This is a genomic window from Chitinophaga sp. CC14, assembly GCF_048957795.1.
Classification (GTDB): domain Bacteria; phylum Bacteroidota; class Bacteroidia; order Chitinophagales; family Chitinophagaceae; genus Chitinophaga; species Chitinophaga ginsengisegetis.
Genome location: NZ_JARBFY010000005.1, coordinates 1021815 through 1041940, shown reverse-complemented (window position 1 = coordinate 1041940; position 20126 = coordinate 1021815). Strand labels below are relative to the sequence as shown.

Here is a 20126-nt window from a genome sequence, read left to right as displayed (position 1 = left end):
GACATGAACCGTATTACCAGACTTATATATTGGGGATTACTCACTGCCGGCATAGCGCTGATAACATCCTGCAAAAAGGAAACAGCGTATGCTGATTCTCCCTATAATAAGATAGAAAACTTTGCTGTAACCACCAGCGGTACTGGCTTGATCAACGCGGCTATAAACGGGGACAGCATCCTGGTTTACTGGCCTGCCTATGCAGCACTTCCCGCAACGGTATCCCCGGTGATCCGCGTTTCGGATAATGCTACCATTACTCCTGCTTCCGGTACCCCGGTGAACCTGGTAACAGGCACAAAGTTTACTGTTAAATCGCAAAGTGGCGCCGTCAAAGATTATTTCCTGAAGCTGGTGCTTAATCAACCCGGTATCCGGTTTAATGAAAATATTTCTTACACGGCGCCGAAAGGTGGTACATTCTCCATCAGCACTAACAGGGATGTAAAATACCTGGTAGAAGATGTTGCCAGTACAAAAGCCTGGCTGGTGAATACAGCCGGTAAAGAAGAAGCATTGAATATAGTATTCCAGGTAAGAAATAATATTCACTACGTAGATGTTACTATTCCTGAAAATATCAGCTTCAGCGAAGGGGCGTATAAACTGAAGTTTACCAGCGGCCAGGTATCGGCTGTCACCGGTGAAGCATTGGTGGGAATCATCTATCCTGAAAGCAGGCGTCCTAAAGCCGCTCCTTTAACCACCTCCATTACTGTAAAACGAAGCGGCAACATTACTTTCTCCGGAACCAGCTTTGTGGATATGAAAGATGCCAGGGTGTACGGCTATAAGGCCGACTGGTCCGAACGCGAGATCGGTACGTTTACGCTGGAAAGTTTTACGGAAACAACAGCCACTTACAAGGTGCCGGCCGATTTCCCCAAAGGCACCTATGAATTGGGTGGCTTTGACGATAAAGGTATGGGGATACAACTTCGTACCAGCGATTTCTTCTCCTTCTGGAGCTGGATGAACACCCGGAAAAACTATGTGGAAGTAACCGGATCTGTGACGATCACGATTACCGACTAATCATAAACTTATTATAGCAGTATTCCTTTTTTAATCATTATTAATTTAAACCCTATCGTAATGACCAGATTAACCAGAAACCTTTCAAAATTATCATGGGTGTTGTTGGGAACAGGAGCCATGTTCCTCGCATCCTGCTCCAAAAACAATGATGTTGCCGCTCCCGGTCTGCAGTCAGTGAATGGCCGTGTACAGGCAGATGTTGTTGTTCCTGATGGCGGCAGCGTTGATATTACCAATAACAATGGCCAGGGTAAAGTGTACCGCAACGGTACTGTTTACCGCGTTGAAAATTTCAAGCAAATTTATTCAACCGATCCGGGTCAGCCGGCCAATGGCACTTTCTTCTGGCGTTTTTCAGATAACGATGCCGGAACTCCCGCCAGCTATAATATCAAATTCTCTGGCGTCGCTACAGGTGATATTACCGCCGGCGGCACAGACGAACTGCGTTTTGTAGACAAAGCATTTTCCAGTGTGGTAGCCGCCGACTGGACTACCGCTACCGTACCTGTTGCCAATACTATTGGTATGAATACCGTAGTAGGTACAGGTATACCTCCTGCAGTATCAGCGCTCGCCAACGGCAAGGGCTGGTATATTTACAACTGGAGTGCAGGACACACCGTTACACCTGTTAGCGGTCGTACGCTGTTATTCAAATCCGGTACCACTGTGGTAGCATTTGAGATCATCTCTATCTACCAGAACCAGGTTACAGGTGGTACTTTCCCATATTATCATTTCCGTTACAAAACTTTATAGTAGTCAATGGGAATTACTGCTGTAATGCTTCCTTGATAAAAAGAAAAGCGGCTGTGGAAACAGTCGCTTTTCTTTTTAGATTGTTATAAGTTTGGGTATGGAAAATTTATTGAGATATATCCATTCTCTTACCGGCTTCTCACCAGGTAACTGGCAGACGCTTGCACCGGCATTAACAACAATTGTATTCTCCAAAGATGAATACCTTTTGCAGGCAGGGAAAGTATGTGATGCGTTGTTTTTTGTGAGCAGCGGCTGCTGCAGGGCCTTCTACAACAAAGACGGGCAGGATATCAACACGGCCTTCTTTTTTGAAAATGACATCGCTACCAATATAAATAGCCTGGCTACTGGCGAAAAGTCGGATTTCTCCATCCAGGCATCGGAGGCGCTGACGGCTATCCGGTTTGATATAAAGAAGCTGCGCGAAGTATCCCTGCTGGACCCTGCCATAGAAGCGCTGGGCCGGAAATGTCTTCAGCAGATTGCCGCAAAGCAGGAAAAGCATGCGGCTATGTTTAAATTAATGAGTCCGCAGGAGCGGTACGAATTTCTTGAAGAGCATGACCCCGGTTTGTTGCAGCGGGTGTCGCTCACACAGCTATCTTCTTACCTCGGCGTGGCGCGGGAAACATTAAGCCGCATCCGCAGCAGGAGATAGGTACACTGTTTGTGACGATTGTCACAGGTTAAAATGGCTGGATCTGCGGACCTTTACGCCATCATTTTTAACTATTTAACAGCAGTGTATATGAATACAACAGAAACCGTATTGCGCTTTATCAATTCACTAAATGAAGAAGATTTCGCCACCGCGCGCGAATGTGTAACCGACGATCTTACGTTTACCGGCGTGCTGGGAACCCGTCATGGCGCTGATGCCTATTTCACCGATATGGAACGGATGAAACTGAAATACAACATCAGGAAGGTGTTTGCTGATGGCAACGATGTGTGCCTCTGGTACGACGTGATCATGGATAATAAACCCATATTAAGCTGCGGCTGGTACCAGCTGGAGCAGGGACGTATCCGCTCGTTCCAGGTGGTGTTTGACCCACGGCCACTGTTTGAGACGGCGAAATAGTTTCCCGGTAATAGCGTGGCAGTTCCACGCTATTACTTTATTTTTCCTCATTGCGTAAGTAATTTTCCCAATTGCGTAACCCCGCTATTCACGCTGACGGTAGTTTTGTTTCGCTTAAACACAACTACTACGATGAACCATTTTTACGTAATGAGAGATATGCTGAAAGGTACTGCTCGCCGGCATTTGAATCCAGTTCTATTGATACTTTGCCTGTTTGTACCCGTTATTGCGCAGGCGCAAAAACAGGGTCCGGGCGCAGTAACCGGGATTATCCTCAGCCAGGAAGGTAAACCTGCCGAGGCGGTTACGGTGGCGATACCAGCATTGAATAAAGGAACCACTACTGACACGGAAGGGCGTTTCCTGTTGTCAGATATTCCTGCAGGTAGCTACCTGCTCCGCGTTTCAGGCGTGGGTGTTAAACAGGAGGAACGGAAAGTAACGGTACGCAACGGAAGAACCACCGTGGCCGATTTTACCCTGGTACAAATCGCCGGCGAACTGTTAGAGGTATCTGTAACAGAGAAGAAAAACCGTTATAAGGCAGATGTACCTTCTTCTTCGCTAAGGCTGAATGAACCTTTGAAAGAAATTCCACAGAATGTACAGATTATCACTTCCCGCGTAATGGCCGATCAGCAAATGCTGACAATGGCAGATGGTGTGAATAGACTGGTGAGCGGCGCCACCCGCGTAGAACACTGGGCGGATCTGTACACCCGTATCAATACCCGCGGGTCCCGTGCCAGCGCTTTTCGTAATGGCGTGAACGTTACCTCCAGCTGGGGACCACTCAATGAAGATATGAGCATGGTGGACCATATTGAATTTGTAAAAGGCCCCGCCGGTTTTATGATGAGCAACGGCGAACCCAGCGGCATTTATAATGTGGTAACAAAAAAGCCTACCGGTGCGGGTTTTAACGGAGAAGCTTCCTTTACCCTCGGCAGCTTCGACCTGTACCGCGCTTCACTGGATCTGGACGGGAAACTGGAAAAAACCGGGAAGCTGCTTTATCGTTTGAATGTAATGGGGCAGAATAAAAACTCTTTCCGTCCTTATGAATACAACAACCGCTACGTGGTAGCGCCGGCTATCACCTATAAGATCAGCGATCAAACCATCCTTACCGCGGAATATACCTACCAGCATGTGAAGATGTCTGATCCGGGAAGCGCTTATTCCTTTGCGAAGGAAGGATATGGTGTGCTCCCGCGGGATTTTACCCTGGTAAGTGCCGGTCTTACCCCCACCAATATCGATGATCACAGCGTTTTTGTTAACTTACAGCACCAGATCAGCAATCAATGGAAACTTACTACGCAACTGTCTTATTTTAACTATGCACAACGTGGCGCCAACGTATGGCCGGATGCGGTAAACCCCGATGGAACCATGATCCGGGGAATAGGCAGCTGGGATGCCAAAAGCGAATATAAATTCGGACAGGCATATGTAAATGGCGACGTACAAACCGGTAAAATACGCCACCGTATTCTCTGGGGACTGGATATGGGGATCAAAAATTTCATGGCCGATTTCGGTCAGTATTTCCTGCTCGATTCTGTGGGAGGGGAATTTGATTCACACCATCCCAATTATGGTCCGCCTAATAACGGGTATCCTGTTTGGGACTGGAGTACACCACTGGAACAGCGTAATCCCAACATTAACGACCAGTCTTATACAGGATTGTATTTGCAGGACGAACTGGGCTTCCTGGAAAACAGGATCCGGCTAACGCTGGCAGGCCGCTATACCTATGTAAAGCAAAATGAAGGTGGCCCTTCCTATGATGCAAAGAAATTCACACCGCGCGTGGGATTGAGCGTTTCTATCGATAAACAGACATCCGCATATGCACTGTACGATCAGTCATTTATTCCGCAAACCGGTTTCATGAGAGACAGCAGCAAGATCAAACCTAAAACAGGCAACAACCTGGAGGTTGGATTAAAAAGAGACTGGATGGATAGTAAGTGGAGTACCACTTTATCCGTTTATCGCATTATCCGGAAGGATGAATTAAGATCAGATCCTGATAATCAGCAGAACGAACAGTTCTCCGTGGTGTTGGGGCAAACCAAAACACAGGGAATAGAATTCGATATGAAAGGAGAATTGTTGCCGGGATTAAATCTCCTGGTCAATTACGCCTATACCGATTCCAAAATCGATGAAGCTACCAAAGCAATACCAGATCTGAAGGTAGGAGACCGTGTTCCGGGTTATGCAACGCATAACGTGAACGCCTGGCTGAGTTATAAGCTGGAACAGGGCGCATTGAAAGGGCTCGGCTTTTCCGGAGGCTTCAGTTATATGAAGGACCGCGATACCTGGACCGCAACAAGCGCTGCTAATTTGATTGGTTTACCGGATTACTTCCGGCTGGACGGCAGTGTTTTCTGGGAGAAGGGTAAGATCCGGGTAACCGCCAATATCTATAATATACTCGATAAATATCTTTACTCCGGTACTTATGAAGACTGGGGAGGGTACTACTCCTGGCAAACAGAGGCCGGGCGTAATTTCAGGTTTAACGTGGCTTACCGCTTCTGATATCTCCCGAAGAAAAAATAAAAAACCGGTTTATCTCAAACCGGTTTTTTATTTTGCGGAAGAAGTGAACAATAAAAAAGCAACAATGAAAATCAACCTGTGCTTCCGTTACTGGAAAAAGGTGAGCCTCACCGGCATATGTATAATGGCGGGTGTGCTCGTATCCCGCGCGCAAACAGGCAACCAGGCGCTCCTGCTGGATGGCAACGATAACAATCCCTGTATCGGTATGGATATCATCCGTAAACAATGGACGGTGGAAGCCTGGATTAAAGGGAATGATAACATTTGGAAGGCGAAAGAGGTGATTATTGGCGGAGGTGAATATTCGGAGTATCCTCATGTTGACAATCGCCCGTTAATGATCCAAAACGGTCATCTGCACAGCGAAAAAGCGCATATAACGGCAACGGGTATACTGGATAGTAACTGGCATCATGTGGCCGCTACCTGTAATGGGGTGGAAACCAAACTGTATCTCGATGGGAGGGAAGTGGGCCGCGCAAAAGGTGCCGTAGATATATTGCCCGGGGCCATAGGCACCAATGATATGGATTCCAGCACCTTTGGCGGCAGCATCGATGAAGTGAGGATATGGACGGTGGCGTTATCCCCGGCTGCCATCCGCCAATGGATGTATCACCCGCTGAGTGCCCGTCATCCTGGTTTCAAAGCGTTGAAAGGCTATTATACTTTTGATGATATGCAGGATGATGTAAGCCTTAACCTGGTTGGGAAAGGCCACCAGGCATATCATATGAGGAATACCAGGAAGAACTATAAAGGGAAATTACCTTTAGCTACATTGGTGAAAAATGATAACCCTTTGTTTAAAACACCTGCTGGCAAACAACAGTTGTTTAACGCCGTTACCATACAAAGCGAATGGGATGCGGATCAGGGCAGCACTAACGACCAGGTACTTAAATTGCGTATAGTCGCCAACGGTAGTAAGGATCCGCTGAAGTTAACCGCTTTGCAACTGGATCTGTCGCGTAGCACCAACTTATCTGATATTGCAGCGGTGCATGTATATTATGCCGGCAAATCGCCGCGTTCCACTACCAGGAAGGAATTGTCCGGGTCCGGAAAAGTGCCGCAGCAGCGCATGCAATTAATTTTGCCTCCGGCAGATGGATATACCTTACAAGACGGGGTAAATTATTTCCTGGTAACTTTTGATGTAAAGAAAGAAGCAGTGGCAGGAGATACTTTGTATGCAGATGTTGCTTCCTTTGCCTTAAACGGTGTCGCCTACACGCCGCAGGCTGCACACTCCAATATTGTAAAAACGGTGGTGTCTTCTTCTGCCACCAATCCGTATACGGTAAAGCTGCTGCAGTGGAACATCTGGCACGGCGGCGTGCATGTGGGCAACAACGGTCCCAACCGGATAAAGGAATTACTGCTGCGAACCAATGCCGATATTATCAGTATGCAGGAAGCCTATGGTACGCAACACTTTCTGAATGATACGCTGGGGTTCCACTTGCAAACATCTGCTCCGGGCGCTAACCTGGCGTTGTTCAGCAGGTATCCGCTGGAGAAGCATTCTTCCAATGATAATTTCAAATCCAACACGGCTGTGGTTCAGCTGCCTGGTAACCGTAAAGTACTTATCGGCAACTGGTGGCTGAGGTATGCCTATAAACATGAGTACACCGACTTTTACCCCATTCCGGGCTTAAATACTAACGACTGGGTGAAGGAGGACAGTGAACTAGCGGTAACGGATGCACGAAAAAACCTGGAGCAGGATATTGACCCGGTGGTAGCGGCAGATACATCATTGCCGGTGATACTGGCCGGTGACTTTAATTCCGGGAGCCACCTCGATTGGACGGAGAGAGCAGCATTTTTACACTATGGATATGGTCCGGTGTTATTGCCGGCTTCCAGGTTCATGCTGGAACGGGGCTACCGCGATAGTTACCGGGAATTGCAGCCAAACGAAGTAACGCACCAGGGAGGCACTTTCGCCGCTATTTACGGGCATCTGCAAACGTCGAGGATAGATTTTATTTATTATAAAGGCCCGGGCATTAAAGCAGTATCTTCCAAAATTATCAGAACAGCGCCGGAGATAGATGATGTGTGGGCATCTGATCATGCGGCGGTATTAACGGTATTTGATATCAGGTGAGGATCTTAGTGCCAGTGTTGCTGGATGGCTTCCATCGACTGGCCCTTGGTTTCCGGTACCAGTTTGTATACCGTTATAAAAGCAAATACACAGCATAAGGAAAAGCACCAGAATGTTTGAGGTGTTCCTATAGATGCCAGCATAATGGGCGTTAGCTGTCCCATGATGGCATCGGCCGTCCACATCACCATAATGCTGAGTGACAGTGCTTTTGCGCGGATGCTGTCGGGAAATATTTCCGCAGCAATCACAAACTTCAACGGCCCGATGGAAAAAGCAAAACAAGCCAGGAAAGCCAATACACAAAGCAAGAGATAGATGCCGTTTACGGCGCCTGCGTAAAAGCAGATGCCTGTCAGCAGCAGGCTCACCGCAGCCCCGGCGGTACCCCACAGGTATAAGGGGCGCCGGCCAAGGCTATCCACTTTCCAGATAGCAATAAAAGTAAAGAGCACATTTGCCGCGCCGAAAAACAACTGGCTGATAAGAGAGCTGTTCAGTGTAAGCCCGGACTGGTGCAGGATAGTAGGCCCATAATAAATAATAGCATTAATGCCACTGAACTGCGAAAACAATGGCAGCAGGATAGCAATCAGTAAAGCGCGGCGGAACCGGGGCGCCAATAACTGCGTATAACCGGTGGCGTTAGCTGTTGTGGTGATGTGCTGTTGCTTCAGCCACCGCGGACTTTCCGGGATAAAAGTAATGCCAAGTAAAAAGAGCAGCGCCGGGAAAATACCTACCCCAAACATTTTGCGCCATACTTCCAGGCCGGTGATCAGCCCCCCGCTTTGAGACGGGGTAGCGGCGTACTTCAGCAGCAGGGCATTGCTGCCATAAGCGCTGAAAATACCAACGGTAACGGCCAGCTGATAATAGGTAACTAACCGGCCCCGCAGGTGATCGGGGGCAATTTCAGAAAGATAGAGCGGCACTACGCTGGAGGCGATGCCTACCGCCATACCGCCGAGGATGCGTGCTGCAATGAGCCAGGAGAATACCGGGATAAAAGTGCAGCCCAGCGCCGTGAGTACAAACAGTGCTGCCGACAGGAACAACAGTTTTTTCCTGCCGAGGCGGTCGCTGATGTCGCCGGCAAAAATTACCCCAACAATACAACCCGCCAGCGCCGATGAAACAAACCAACCCAGTTGTGCAGGCGATAAGGAAAACCGGTGCTCCACAAAGGGCAGGATGCCGGATACCACGGCCATATCAAAACCAAAGAGGAAGCCGCCCAGGGAGGCTACCAGTGTAATGAAGGTGAGATGTTGGCCTTGTTGCTGCATGTTCAGGTGGATGCTATTTGTTGATAAACCGGATGCGATGGCTTTAAAAATGCTTTGATCAGTTTCACCTGTTCCCCGTTATTGCTGATGATCCGGCAGGCTACCGCTGCAGCCGGTATCACAAAAGTTTCAGCATAATGATATATTATCGTATGCCCGTTGGCGGTAGTAACCGTTACGGAACTGCCTTCTACCAGCATCATCACCAGGCAGTTGCCGTTGGTGGTGATATTTACGCTGGTGCTGAATTCCAGCCGGTGTACGTCATAAAAATGCGCTGCATGTGTAGGCAGATGCACCAGTTGGTAATCTGCATCCTGCTCTATTATCACCGGTGCAGCAATCAGTTGTTCTTTTACGGCTTTGCCCTGTCTGCTGAAATCCAGGTTATGAAAGGCGTGATCGATATTGATGGCCCTGGGTTTCCCATCCAGACCGGGCCGCAGCCAGTCGTACATTTTAAACGTAAAAATGTATGGAGTGGCGCTGATCTCCAGTACCAGGTTATTGGCGCCGGCGCTGTGCACCGTTCCGTTAGGCACCAGGAACAAGGTATGTTTATCTGCCGTATGTTGCTGTACAAAATCCGTTATTTCTATGGGAATACCAAGATCCCGGCTGTTTTCAAGTTTGGTTCTGAACACTCTCGGATTAATCCCGTCCTGGAAGCCGAGGTACACGGTGGCGCCGGCTTTACAATCCAGGATATAGTAGGTTTCATCCTGTGTGAATGTTTCACCGAAATGCGTACGGATATAATCCATTGTAGGATGACATTGAATGGAGAGGTTGCCGCCGTCAAATGTATCGAGGAAGTCGAAGCGGATAGGGAATTCATATTTAAAGATACCGGCATGATTGCCCAGGATGGCGGTGTGCTGTGAATACATCAGCCATTCAAAGGGAATTTCCATCAGGATACCATCGCTTTCAAAGAGCACCCCGTTTTCCGGAATAATCAATTCAAAAGACCAGGCGTAATTTATCTCTTCCGTGTTAATGCCATTGATATGTGTTTTCAGCCACTGGCCGCCCCAGGCGCCGGCTTCAAACCAGGGCCGCACCCGGAAAGTAGAATGGACCAGCTGGTAAATGCCTGCCTGCAGATCTTTATTAAATGCCCAGGCAATATGATCCGGCCATTGGGTATCGGCTATGATGTGAATGCGTGGCAGCAGGGTTTGTTTATAGTTATTGAGCACTACCCAATCTACAAAGTAAAACCGTTTATACATTTCAGCGCTGCCACCGGCAGTATTACTGCCGAAGTTAGTGATAGTGCCGGCGCGCATGCGGTACTGGAGTTCGTTTTTTGGAAGATCCAGGTATATCAGCGGGGCAGTGGCATGAGTGAGTGCGGCGCCGCTGCCTGATACGATATGAAGATCATAAGGACCATCGAAAGATAAGGCTGCCAGTTTTTCATCATCAAAAAAATCAGTGATCTGTAAAGAAGTTTTTGTACCCCACACATCGCCTTCGTTGCCAATAAAGGGGCCGACCAGCTCCTGTATACAATCGTTGCTTTTTAGCAAGCCCTGCGTATCATGCCACTTAACGTTAATGCCTATACGTGCAAATTCCAGTTTCAGTGCTGTATGGATCTTATCCCAGAAAATGCCTGCATAGCCGTCTATCAGTACCAGCGGATGCTGTACCATCCACCTGGCCAGTGATTCATAGCCTGTATGTATCTTTCCATGGCCGAGCGGATGGGCCGGGTACCTGTTATAGGTACCGGGTGGTGGGGTTGCTGCATGTTCCGGCAGCAAGGGTTGTGCTGATTCTCGCCAGATCATAATCTTATTTTTTTGCCACACGGACCATTATTATTCCTTTGCCAGGAATGGTGAAACTATCCGGAAGTGTGTGCTTGTTTGTTTCCAGTATGTCGCTTTCTGAAATATTTAAAGCGGTGGATTTGTTTTTTGATGTTAGTGTAACCGTGGCCGTATGACCGGAAGTATTTACCAGTTGCAGCAATACACCATTGCCATCTGCTGCGGGGTAGAGGTTTTCCACATATACATTTTCCCCACTGATGTTAAAGAACAGGCTCTCCGAAGGAACGCCATCCGCAGCCGTAACAACCGGTGGCTGATGATTTTCCAGCCCGTTATTGTTAACGTCTGCGGCATCAAACGGGCCGTGTACCTGCAGGTAATAATGAAAGGTAGCGATCCCTTCCTGGTCTCTACGGAAATTGGTATGCCACAGGTTGTTCATTACCCAGGAAGAGATAAGCGGTTGTTGTTCTGTAAAAGAAATCCAGCGGGGAGAGTTATGCAGCCCGCCGAGCAGGCCCGCAGTGGGGTACTGCCCGATTTCAAACAGGGGCGCATCGGGGCCCGACCAGGTAACGCCTGTATTTTTCCCGGATACATCCACCCAACGTTGCTGCGTATACCAGTTCCTGTTAGTATGAGGCAACTGGTCTGCTTCGGCGGCGATACTTCCCCACGGGATGCTGTAACGCACCTGTGCGCCGGGAATACGGAAGGGAAATACAAAGTGTACGCTTTCTTTACTGCCGATGGCAGTTTTATCGATCGTGTTAATGAGTGTAACCTGGTCGGTACCCGCGGCGAGTTGTATTTCACGGCTGAGTGAGCGCGCGCCGGGTGCCGGTGTGTTGATCACCAGGCTTACTACCAGCGGGCCTTTTTCTTTGATATGAATATCCGCCGGTCCGCTGTATTGTATTTTTTCAGCGGAGTCGCCGGGCATATAAGTGTATTGGTTCAATCCGGCGGAGTCGGCAAAGTTGCCGCTATAGCCCTTTTTAAGAAGCTGGGTGATGTTGCCGGTCTTTGGGTCAACCCGGATGGAATAAATGCCGTTATCGAGGCTGTAACCCGTAACAGTTGTTTTTTTAGGTGAGGCTCCATTGCCTGCGTGAATAGTAAATCGCTGTTTGGAGAAAGGAGGGAGCGCTGTTGCCAGGAAGGCCAATTCGCCGGTGCTGAGCCTTTGCGATGGTAATTTTCTGCCGTTGAGGTCTTTCACAAGATCGCCGGAAGTGCTGAGGGCGGCGGGTATGCGCACCAGTGCGGTGCGGGAATGACCGAGGGTATTGTAAACGTCTATGGCTTGTACACCTTTGGTGCTGCCGGTATATCCGTTGCCGTTAGTACTGCTGCGGAGCAGCGCTTCCGACCGGGCCAGGGCATCCAGTGCAAAGGCTTGTTTAAACTGCCACTGGGCTACGGCTTTGGGATCCTGCGGGTTGGATACGCTGTTGAAAGCGCCCCAGGTATGTTCATTGAACATAATGAGGTCCGTCCAGGTATTACGGAAAGAGTCCGCAGGGTAGCCGGATTTCCCCCTGATAGCCCAGATGGCGCCGGCCTGTTGCAACCGGTCAGATGCGTTCCGGTTGATGGCAGTTTCTTTCGCAGCTGAGGCGATGCCATCTGTCCAGTATTCGGTGTAGTCGCCGCTGAACACGGGGATTTTATCTTTCCAGCCGGCTTCAAAGTCGTGAAAGAATTGCTTTACCGAGGTGATAATAAGTTTGGGAGATGTATACCGCTCATTCCATGCTTTTACAGCGTCCGGCAGCTCAGGGTCTATGGGTGCATTATCGCTCATGGCCCAGGTGAGGAGCGTCATGTTATAGGGGAAGTGGTTATGTTCCAGCTGGGAGAGATAATCAAAAAGATAGGGGTTGAGAAAATTTTCACTGGGTTTGCCGGTGTAATACGGCTTGGGATCTTCTATGGTAAAGAAGTTGGGTATTTTGCTTCCTTTCAGCGTATAGCCGATAGAGTAGGGCGACGACTGCCAGAAGAGAACCTGTTGTTTGCCGGAGGCATCCTGCCAGTAGAAGGGTTTATCGCGCCATTGCCCGGAGCTGCCGATGCGGTCGTTGGCGTTGGGCGCGCTGAGGAAGTATTTCATACCGGTAATGGCCGACTGGCTGATCAGTCCCCATGAGGCGCCGGGAACATCTCCCTGGAACATGGTGTTAATAGTAATGCCATAGTCTTTTGCAAGCCGTGCGCCTGTAGCAAACAGTTGCAGCAGTTGTGCAGGAGAAGTGGCGCTGGTATTGGTATTGGCGTAAGCGCCGTCGAGGTTGATCCATCCTTTTTTAACGGCCTCGCGGAATGTCTGTTTCTTTTCATCGCTGGCGGCGGCGAGGTATTTATCTACCACCCAAAGGGCTTCCGTGTTCCATTTGAAGCGGGCTTCCGGCGGATAGCCGGCCGTACGGGCGGCTATTTTAATAGCTTCATCGATGTTGTTCATATGAATGGCCAGCACCTTTGCCTGTACGTTGGTATACCCCACATCCACATGCGAGTGGGGCATGAGGTATACGTTCCATTGCCGGGTGGGTGAAACAATACAACGGGCGGTATAGGTTTGTCCACCGCTCTGCAGGCGAACAAACAGCTGGGTGTCTTTGCCTACGGCTTCGCCGGGCAGCGGCAGTTCATAATCCTGGATACCATCCGGGTTTGCCGGCAGCGCAAGACTATCCTCATGCCCATTAAAGTACATATACACCATTGCCGGCTGGTAGCTTTTGCCGCCGTGAAAGTGCATGCGTACCATTCGGGCGGGAGCGCCATGATGATTCAGGTAAGCGATGGTAGGTTGCAGTTCTATGCTGGTAAAGGGCGCCTGCTGCTGTGATAAATCAGCGCCGGCCTGGGAAAGGGCTAAATCCCTGTTGTATGTCCCGGGAAATTTCAGGCCCCGTGCGCTTGCGCCGGCGGTCAGAAAGCAGCTACATAACAGGAGTTTTGCTATTATATGCTTCATATGTACAAACATACGTACATATTTCAATATTCTGAAGGGAATCTGGAATTGGTCGCTGCGTGTCAGGATCGTTCCCGGTAAAAGAAAATGGGAAGATGCACGCATCTTCCCATCTCCGGATAATAAAATAATATCCGCTGTTAGAATCCCGGGTTATTAGGTAACAACTTCGGGTTCACATCACTTTCCTGTTTCGGAACAGGAAACAGCAATTGTTTTGCTGCGAACGTAGCGCCGAATACGGTTCTATGTCCAACAAAATTATCCCAGTTGCCGGTCACATCATTATGTACTTTCCGGGTCCGGATCATATCGAACCACATTTTATTTTCAAAGCAAAGTTCAAAATAACGCTGCAGCCATACTTCCTGCTCAAAAGCGGCTTGTGACATAGTAGGCAGCGGCGCCAGTTTAGCGCGGGCGCGGATCGCATTTACATAGCTGATGGCACTTGCATTCGGACCACCTCCTGCGCGGTTGGAAGCTTCAGCATACATCAGGTATACATCTGCCAGGCGGTAAAGGGTATAGTTGAGATCTGATTTTGCAGTGCTTGTCACCGCTAAAACATCAAACCATTTGTAAATATACCGTCCTTTAAAGGTAATGGTATCAGTACTGGGCGCTTTCTTCTTGTACTTGGTGTAAAAGAATTGTCTTTCCTGTATCCTTTTATCACCGGCAGGGAACGAAGCAATAAACTGCGGGGTAGGGTATACGGATCCATACTCATCAGAATATTGTGAAATACCTGCGTAGTTGGGAATGGTAAGCGGCGTAAGCGGATTAAGGCTTGGTACAGCAGCCGCGTACTGTACCTGGAAAATGAACTCCCCAAGATTTTTATTAGCCGGGTTGATCATGTCTGTGTATTCCGGGAACAACGTATAACCGCCGTTGTCAATTACTGACTTGGAAGCAGCGGCAGACAGCGCATAGTACTGGTTACCTCCGTTAATAGCAGCACCGGCGTAGGTCAGGTATACATCCGCGAGAAGCGATTGAACGAGTCCCATTGATACTTTACCGGTTTTATCTGACCAGGGCAATGTTGATTTTGCCGCGGTGAGCAGATCCGGGATAATGATCTCATCATAAATCGCCTTTGCCTCTGTACGGGGCAGATTCAGGTTCAGGTCTTTAGGCACCTCGGTTACTTTTGGCACTGCACCATACAATCTTACCAGGTGAAAATAATAAAGTGCCCGCAGGGTATGTGCTTCTGCCAGCATATTGGTTTTATCCGCATCAGACACGGCTGCCTGCGGCAGCTTTTCGAGGGCCAGGTTACAGGCGCCTACGCCCAGGTATAAACGTTGCCACCAGGTATCCACATAAAAGGAAGTGGCGTTATAGCTGAGATTCTGAAAAGAAGCAAACCCGGTTTGCCCGAGATCACTGTTGGCCTTGCCGGTCATGAACTCCATCAGGTTGTAGACGTTACCGCCATAGGAAGATGGTTGTCCCTGTAAGAAACCCTGCAGGTACTGGTAAGAACCGTTTGCCAGCGCGCGTGCTACTTTAGGATCGGAGAGGTCGGCATCCGGTGGCAGAAAATTCGTGGGTTTTTGTTCCAGGAATTTTTTGCAGGAGCAACTGAGCAACACCAGCAACGCGAGTATGATATGTTTAGTCGTTTTCATTTTCATTTTTTTTTAATCACTAAAAAGGTTATCACATCAACGGGTATACGATTTCATCAGAAATCAAGATTCACACCCAGGTTCCACACGCGCGGGCGGGGATAAGGGAAGAAGTCGATGTTCTGGGAGAAGCCGGTGTTAGAGCCATAACCAAAATTGAAAGTGTCTACTTCAGGGTCATAACCGGTGTATTTGGTAATGAGGAAAAGATTTTGCACGCTGCCATAAATACGGAACCTGCGGATATGGCTTCTCTGCATCCAGGATTCGGGGAAGGTATAACCGAGAGTGAAGTTTTGTCCCCTGATATAGGAACCATCTTCTACCCACCAGGTATCAAAATGGGAATCCTGTGTAAATTTATAGCTGCGCACCTGTGCAATATGTGTATTCTGATTTTCCGGTGTCCATGCATTCAATACGGTAGCCAGGCTGTTAGCCAGTGTTTGACGGTCTTCCACAGAGTGTTTGAAAGCAGCAGCTGTATTCACGCCCTGTACAAAACGGATGTCAAAAGTAAAGTCCCATCCTTTGTATTTAATGGTGCTGCTGAAAGTACCGGTCCATTTTGGATAGGCGCGGCCAATGATATCATACACTGCATTACCGGCAGAATCGTATTCGTATTTTCTGTCGCCGGGCAACAGGGAATGTTTGGCTGCTTCTGCGGCTTCGTCACTACCATAGGTACCTAACCTTTTCATTCCATAGAAAGAACCGATAGGCTCACCTACGCGCAGGATATTGGTTTGACCCAGGAAATTGGGGCCAGGGAAGATATCCGCGTTACCATCGTTGAGGGTGAGGATCTTATTTTTATTGGTAGCAAAAACAAAAGTGGTGGACCAGGTGAAGTTTGGTTTCTGGATGTTCACCGTGTTCAGGTTTACTTCCAGACCGGTGTTTCTTACTTCACCTACGTTTTTATACACATTGGACGTGAACATACCGGCAGACCATGGAATAGGTGTTGCCAGCAGGAGGTCCGATGTTTTACGGTTATAATAATCCACGTTCAGGTTAATGCGGTTGTCTAACATCACCAGTTCCACGCCGGCATCTATCTGGTTGGAACGTTCCCATTTAAGATCCGGGTTACCTATATACCCAGGTACCAGGGTAGGCTGATTGGCGCCGCCTATTACGGTTTGATCGGGACGATACTGTGGAGAGTACTGGAACTGACCAATTTCCTGGTTACCGGAAGTACCGTAGCTGGCGCGGATCTTCAGGTTGTTGATGGTTTTACTGCCCTTCAGGAAGTCTTCCTCAGAAACACGCCATGCTGCCGCAACAGACGGGAAGAACGCGAACTGGTTGTCTTTACTGAATTTGGAAGAACCATCATACCTCGCGGTAGCGGTAAAGAGGTATTTATTCTTCAGGTTATAATTAACACGGCCATAGTAGGAGTTCATCGACCAGGGCTGGGTTTCTGAAGTAATGTTGTTACGTACAGATCCTGCGGCCAGGGAATTCCACTGGAAGTAATCAGACAGGAAATTCTGTGTTTCCGCCAGCGCATTTTCATTGGTGTATTGCAGGAAGGAAATACCTACTACCGCATTCAGGCTGTTGTTATTTTTGAACTGCTTGTTATAGGTAAGATAGTTTTCCGACTGCCAGTATTTACCATAGTTATTGGTGATCCTGGCTACACCGCCCTGATCCTGCGACAGGTGGGGCAGGTTACCGGCGGAATAGAAATTGGCTTTATTGCTGATCTGGTCGTAACCAAAGTCAGTTTTAAAGTTCAGGTCCTTGTTGATCTGGAACTGCATGTAGAAATTGCCCAGCGTATGCACCTGGTTATTGAGTGTATACCTGTTCTGCGCAATCTGTACAGGGTTTGGACCACCTTCCAGTCCGGGTATATCGTAGTTTCCGGCCCACTTACCGTCAGGATACCTTACCGGTACAATAGGTACTTCTTCCGTAACCATTCTTGGTACGTTTAAGGAACCATTACCATCAGATACTACTCTTTGTGTGCTGGATACGATGTTCAGGCTACCGCCAATTTTCAGCCAGTCTTTTACCTGGTCATCGAAAGTAGCCCTGGCAGAGTATCTTCTGAACCATGATTCTATCATCAAACCATTCTGATCCAGGTAACCGAGTGAGGCGCTATAGAGTAATTTATCCGTACCGCCCTGGAAGTTCACCTGGTGGCTGGTAGACACTGCCGGTTTATAGGTTTCTTTTTCCCAGTTGGTGTTGTACAGCGGTTTGTCGTTCTCGTCAAACAGCAATGGAAAATGTTCGTGATCCAGTATAGCGGTTGGCGTCCAGGTGCCATGATCCGGATCAAACTTGGTGGCATTGGCAAATGCTTCGTTGTATACTTTTACAAACTGCTCTGAATTTAAGGTGGGGAGATGACTGGCCAGTGTACTTACGTTTACATCGCCCTGGTAGCTTACCTGGGTAGGACCGGCTTTACCACGTTTGGTAGTGATCATAATTACACCGTTGGCGCCTCTCGCACCATAAATAGCAGTAGAGGAAGCGTCTTTCAGTACTTCAATGGAGGCGATATCATTTGGGTTGAGCGCATTGGCATCAACACCCGCCACACCATCTACCACATACAAAGGATCCACGAAAGAGTTGATAGAACCGATACCGCGGATACGTACCTTCGCTGCCTGGCCCGGGGCGCTGCTGTTGATGTTTACGTCCACGCCGGCCACCTTGCCCTGAAGGGCCTGCGAGATATTTGGAACGGGTTTGTCCATCACCTGCTCACCTTTGAGAGACGCTACTGCGCCGGTGAGGTCAGACTTTTTTACCGAACCGTAACCAATTACCACGAGGTCGCTTAAGGTATTCACCTGTACTTCCAGTGATACATTGATATTGGTTTGACTCCCCACCCTGACCTCCTTGGTGGCGAACCCGGTGAACGAGAATACCAGTATGGCGTTTTCGTTGGGCACCGACAGGGAATATACGCCGTCTACGTTGGCGATGGTTCCGCTGGAAGTACCTTTAATGGCCACCGTAGTATTGGGAATTACGGATCCGTCGGCGGCGCTGGTGACTTTACCGCTTATTTTAATCTGGGCCATTGCATGCATAGAGAGTAGCAGGCATGCAAGCACATAAAAAAGTTTTGCTTTCATAACAAGTCTTTAGAGATGAGGTAATATTAGCCGGTGTGTTTCAGTTGATAGTGATCACAGGATCTGTACGTGGAAGTCCCTGTGATAACAAGTGAGATTAGGTTTTAAGATCATGGTAATGATATGTTTTTTAATAAGATCCGGTTGACGAATAAATAATGAATGAGCAGGCCCAATTGTTTATTCTACTGCTGATTAATTGCCCACTTTTTCAAAAGCGTAATGGCATCAGATAAAACACCTGCTTCTCCCCGAAAATTTCCTGATCCTTTTGGCGTGCCAGTCTGAATGTCGTACCATTCAAAGAAGCCGTTTTGAGCAATGACGCGATCCGTCATGGGTTTAAGCTCCGCGATGGCTTCCTGTATAAATCCGTTTATAATGAGGGCCTGGATCATGCGTCCGCCAAACCAGGTCCAGTCGCCCGCGTTCTGATACACATAAGGATGCATATTCGGGAACTCCTTTGCCGGGTAAGGGGGATACACCGTGATCCCTATGGTGGCGAATTTTTCTTTGGCGGCGGCCTGCGTCATTTGCCGGTTAATGGCCGCTATTTCTTTTGGTGTATGAAATCCTGCCAGTATTGCGCAGGCAGTGCCTCCTGTGTAAAGGATTTCTTTTTCGTTGAATGAGGGGGAAAACGGGCTTCCGTTCAAATAAAGATGTGGTATGTATTTCTGTGCCCTGTTATCCCATAAATGTTTACGTACATTTTTCCGGATATCCGTTGCTATTTTGTGCCAGTCTCTCTGTGCCTGATAGTTTTTTGGTTTGATTGCCAGGAAATCCTGTATAGCGATCACAAACATGGCGTTATCGTATATATCAACCGCCCATTTCGTTTTTTCATTGATTGCCACGCCCCACCCGGTTTCCGGTTGCACATCGCCCCAGTCGATGGTGGTAGCGCCTTTAATCAGCCCGTATTTTTCTGACCAACGCTCCTTTAGCAGATAGGCCATAGAGGCTTCCATCCGTTGCAAAATCGTTTTATCATTTATGGCCAAAAAAAGGAAGGCTTCGTCGCCTGTAACAGCGATATATTTCCTTACGGCCTGGATCAGGGAGGATTCCTGATCGGTTTCCACTGTATTTTTATGAGCCGCCCATTGAGGGGCCAGGTCGGAATACCTGTATTGGTAGCCTACATTGGCCTTCTCGCGCGGAATAACGCCATCAGGAATATTTCCATCTGCGCCCTGCATCCGGAAAAACAACAGCAGCATTTCCTTTACCTGGTCGTGCGGCAATACCTGCAGGGAGCCATTGATGAAAGTGTTGAAATCCCTGATCCATACTTCTCCGTAGGAAGTGCCGGCAGAGAAACCGGTGAGTAATCTTAATGCGCGGGCCTGTACTGTATCCAGCCGGCTGTCTGCCAATACAGCCGCCGCCAGGGTCCTGGTATTATTCTGGGCAGTCACGTTTCCTGAAAGGAATACAGGAGCGGTGATGCCAGCAATAATGGGAATTATAGAAAAGGTTTTTTTCATAATGTGGCCCTGGATATTATGTACAAACATATAAACATAAATTAATTAATGCAAGAAAAGTTTTTAACATTACCTTAACGCGTAATTTATCTTGTAAGTAATTGATTATCTGTTGTCTATATGATGATGGATTGTAAGATGTGGATACCTTGCACGAATCCTGTTTTTTCAACCGGAGCATACATACGCCCAAAATAAGGTCGCCTAAAAT

12 protein-coding genes are annotated in these 20126 nt (G+C 48.4%); 6 read left to right on the top strand and 6 right to left on the bottom strand.

Translation table 11 applies throughout. The annotated features are described in order from the left end of the window. The first annotated feature begins 3 nt into the window (after positions 1-3). From PV783_RS23730 to PV783_RS23705, 6 genes are all read left to right on the top strand, one after another. Positions 4-1035, top strand: a complete 1032-nt coding sequence (locus tag PV783_RS23730; RefSeq protein WP_420989848.1) for a hypothetical protein — start codon at positions 4-6, stop codon at positions 1033-1035. Between the two features lie 60 nt (positions 1036-1095). Next, positions 1096-1800, top strand: coding sequence for a hypothetical protein (locus tag PV783_RS23725; protein WP_420989847.1), 705 nt, complete (start codon positions 1096-1098; stop codon positions 1798-1800). Positions 1801-1897: 97 nt separating this feature from the next. Then, positions 1898-2461, top strand: coding sequence for a Crp/Fnr family transcriptional regulator (locus tag PV783_RS23720; protein ID WP_420989846.1), 564 nt, complete (start codon positions 1898-1900; stop codon positions 2459-2461). A gap of 90 nt (positions 2462-2551) precedes the next feature. Further along, the gene (locus tag PV783_RS23715) at positions 2552-2887 is read left to right on the top strand and encodes a nuclear transport factor 2 family protein (protein ID WP_079473520.1); all 336 of its coding nucleotides are present in this window, start codon (positions 2552-2554) and stop codon (positions 2885-2887) included. Positions 2888-3019: 132 nt separating this feature from the next. Then, a complete protein-coding gene (locus tag PV783_RS23710) occupies positions 3020-5449 on the top strand; it encodes a TonB-dependent siderophore receptor (RefSeq protein WP_420989845.1) in 2430 nt (809 codons plus the stop codon). A gap of 85 nt (positions 5450-5534) precedes the next feature. Further along, positions 5535-7592 carry an endonuclease/exonuclease/phosphatase family protein gene (locus tag PV783_RS23705; RefSeq protein ID WP_420989844.1) on the top strand — a complete coding sequence of 686 codons (2058 nt, stop codon included), beginning with the start codon at positions 5535-5537 and terminating at the stop codon, positions 7590-7592. A 5-nt stretch (positions 7593-7597) separates the two neighbouring features. Here the strand turns inward: PV783_RS23705 and PV783_RS23700 are convergent, their stop codons facing one another. From PV783_RS23700 to PV783_RS23675, 6 genes are all read right to left on the bottom strand, one after another. Continuing rightward, a complete protein-coding gene (locus PV783_RS23700) occupies positions 7598-8881 on the bottom strand; it encodes an MFS transporter (protein ID WP_420989843.1) in 1284 nt (427 codons plus the stop codon). A 2-nt stretch (positions 8882-8883) separates the two neighbouring features. Next, positions 8884-10680, bottom strand: coding sequence for a class I mannose-6-phosphate isomerase (locus PV783_RS23695; RefSeq protein ID WP_420989842.1), 1797 nt, complete (start codon positions 10678-10680; stop codon positions 8884-8886). Positions 10681-10684: 4 nt separating this feature from the next. Beyond that, positions 10685-13651 carry a glycoside hydrolase family 38 C-terminal domain-containing protein gene (locus tag PV783_RS23690; RefSeq protein WP_420989841.1) on the bottom strand — a complete coding sequence of 989 codons (2967 nt, stop codon included), beginning with the start codon at positions 13649-13651 and terminating at the stop codon, positions 10685-10687. A gap of 140 nt (positions 13652-13791) precedes the next feature. Beyond that, positions 13792-15294 (bottom strand): RagB/SusD family nutrient uptake outer membrane protein, encoded by a 1503-nt coding sequence (locus PV783_RS23685; RefSeq protein ID WP_111579089.1) that lies wholly within the window; start codon positions 15292-15294, stop codon positions 13792-13794. A 56-nt stretch (positions 15295-15350) separates the two neighbouring features. Continuing rightward, positions 15351-18419, bottom strand: coding sequence for a SusC/RagA family TonB-linked outer membrane protein (locus tag PV783_RS23680; protein ID WP_420989840.1), 3069 nt, complete (start codon positions 18417-18419; stop codon positions 15351-15353). Between the two features lie 185 nt (positions 18420-18604). Further along, on the bottom strand, positions 18605-19915 hold the full coding sequence (locus PV783_RS23675) for a hypothetical protein (RefSeq protein ID WP_420989839.1): 1311 nt from the start codon (positions 19913-19915) through the stop codon (positions 18605-18607). Positions 19916-20126 lie beyond the last annotated feature (211 nt).

Excerpts from the sequence above, each read along its gene's own strand:
- PV783_RS23730 (WP_420989848.1), top strand. The coding sequence starts at position 4 with ATGAACCGTATTACCAGACTTATATATTGGGGATTACTCACTGCCGGC.
- PV783_RS23725 (WP_420989847.1), top strand. The coding sequence starts at position 1,096 with ATGACCAGATTAACCAGAAACCTTTCAAAATTATCATGGGTGTTGTTG.
- PV783_RS23720 (WP_420989846.1), top strand. The coding sequence starts at position 1,898 with ATGGAAAATTTATTGAGATATATCCATTCTCTTACCGGCTTCTCACCA.
- PV783_RS23715 (WP_079473520.1), top strand. The coding sequence starts at position 2,552 with ATGAATACAACAGAAACCGTATTGCGCTTTATCAATTCACTAAATGAA.
- PV783_RS23710 (WP_420989845.1), top strand. The coding sequence starts at position 3,020 with ATGAACCATTTTTACGTAATGAGAGATATGCTGAAAGGTACTGCTCGC.
- PV783_RS23705 (WP_420989844.1), top strand. The coding sequence starts at position 5,535 with ATGAAAATCAACCTGTGCTTCCGTTACTGGAAAAAGGTGAGCCTCACC.
- PV783_RS23700 (WP_420989843.1), bottom strand. The coding sequence starts at position 8,881 with ATGCAGCAACAAGGCCAACATCTCACCTTCATTACACTGGTAGCCTCC.
- PV783_RS23695 (WP_420989842.1), bottom strand. The coding sequence starts at position 10,680 with ATGATCTGGCGAGAATCAGCACAACCCTTGCTGCCGGAACATGCAGCA.
- PV783_RS23690 (WP_420989841.1), bottom strand. The coding sequence starts at position 13,651 with ATGAAGCATATAATAGCAAAACTCCTGTTATGTAGCTGCTTTCTGACC.
- PV783_RS23685 (WP_111579089.1), bottom strand. The coding sequence starts at position 15,294 with ATGAAAACGACTAAACATATCATACTCGCGTTGCTGGTGTTGCTCAGT.
- PV783_RS23680 (WP_420989840.1), bottom strand. The coding sequence starts at position 18,419 with ATGAAAGCAAAACTTTTTTATGTGCTTGCATGCCTGCTACTCTCTATG.
- PV783_RS23675 (WP_420989839.1), bottom strand. The coding sequence starts at position 19,915 with ATGAAAAAAACCTTTTCTATAATTCCCATTATTGCTGGCATCACCGCT.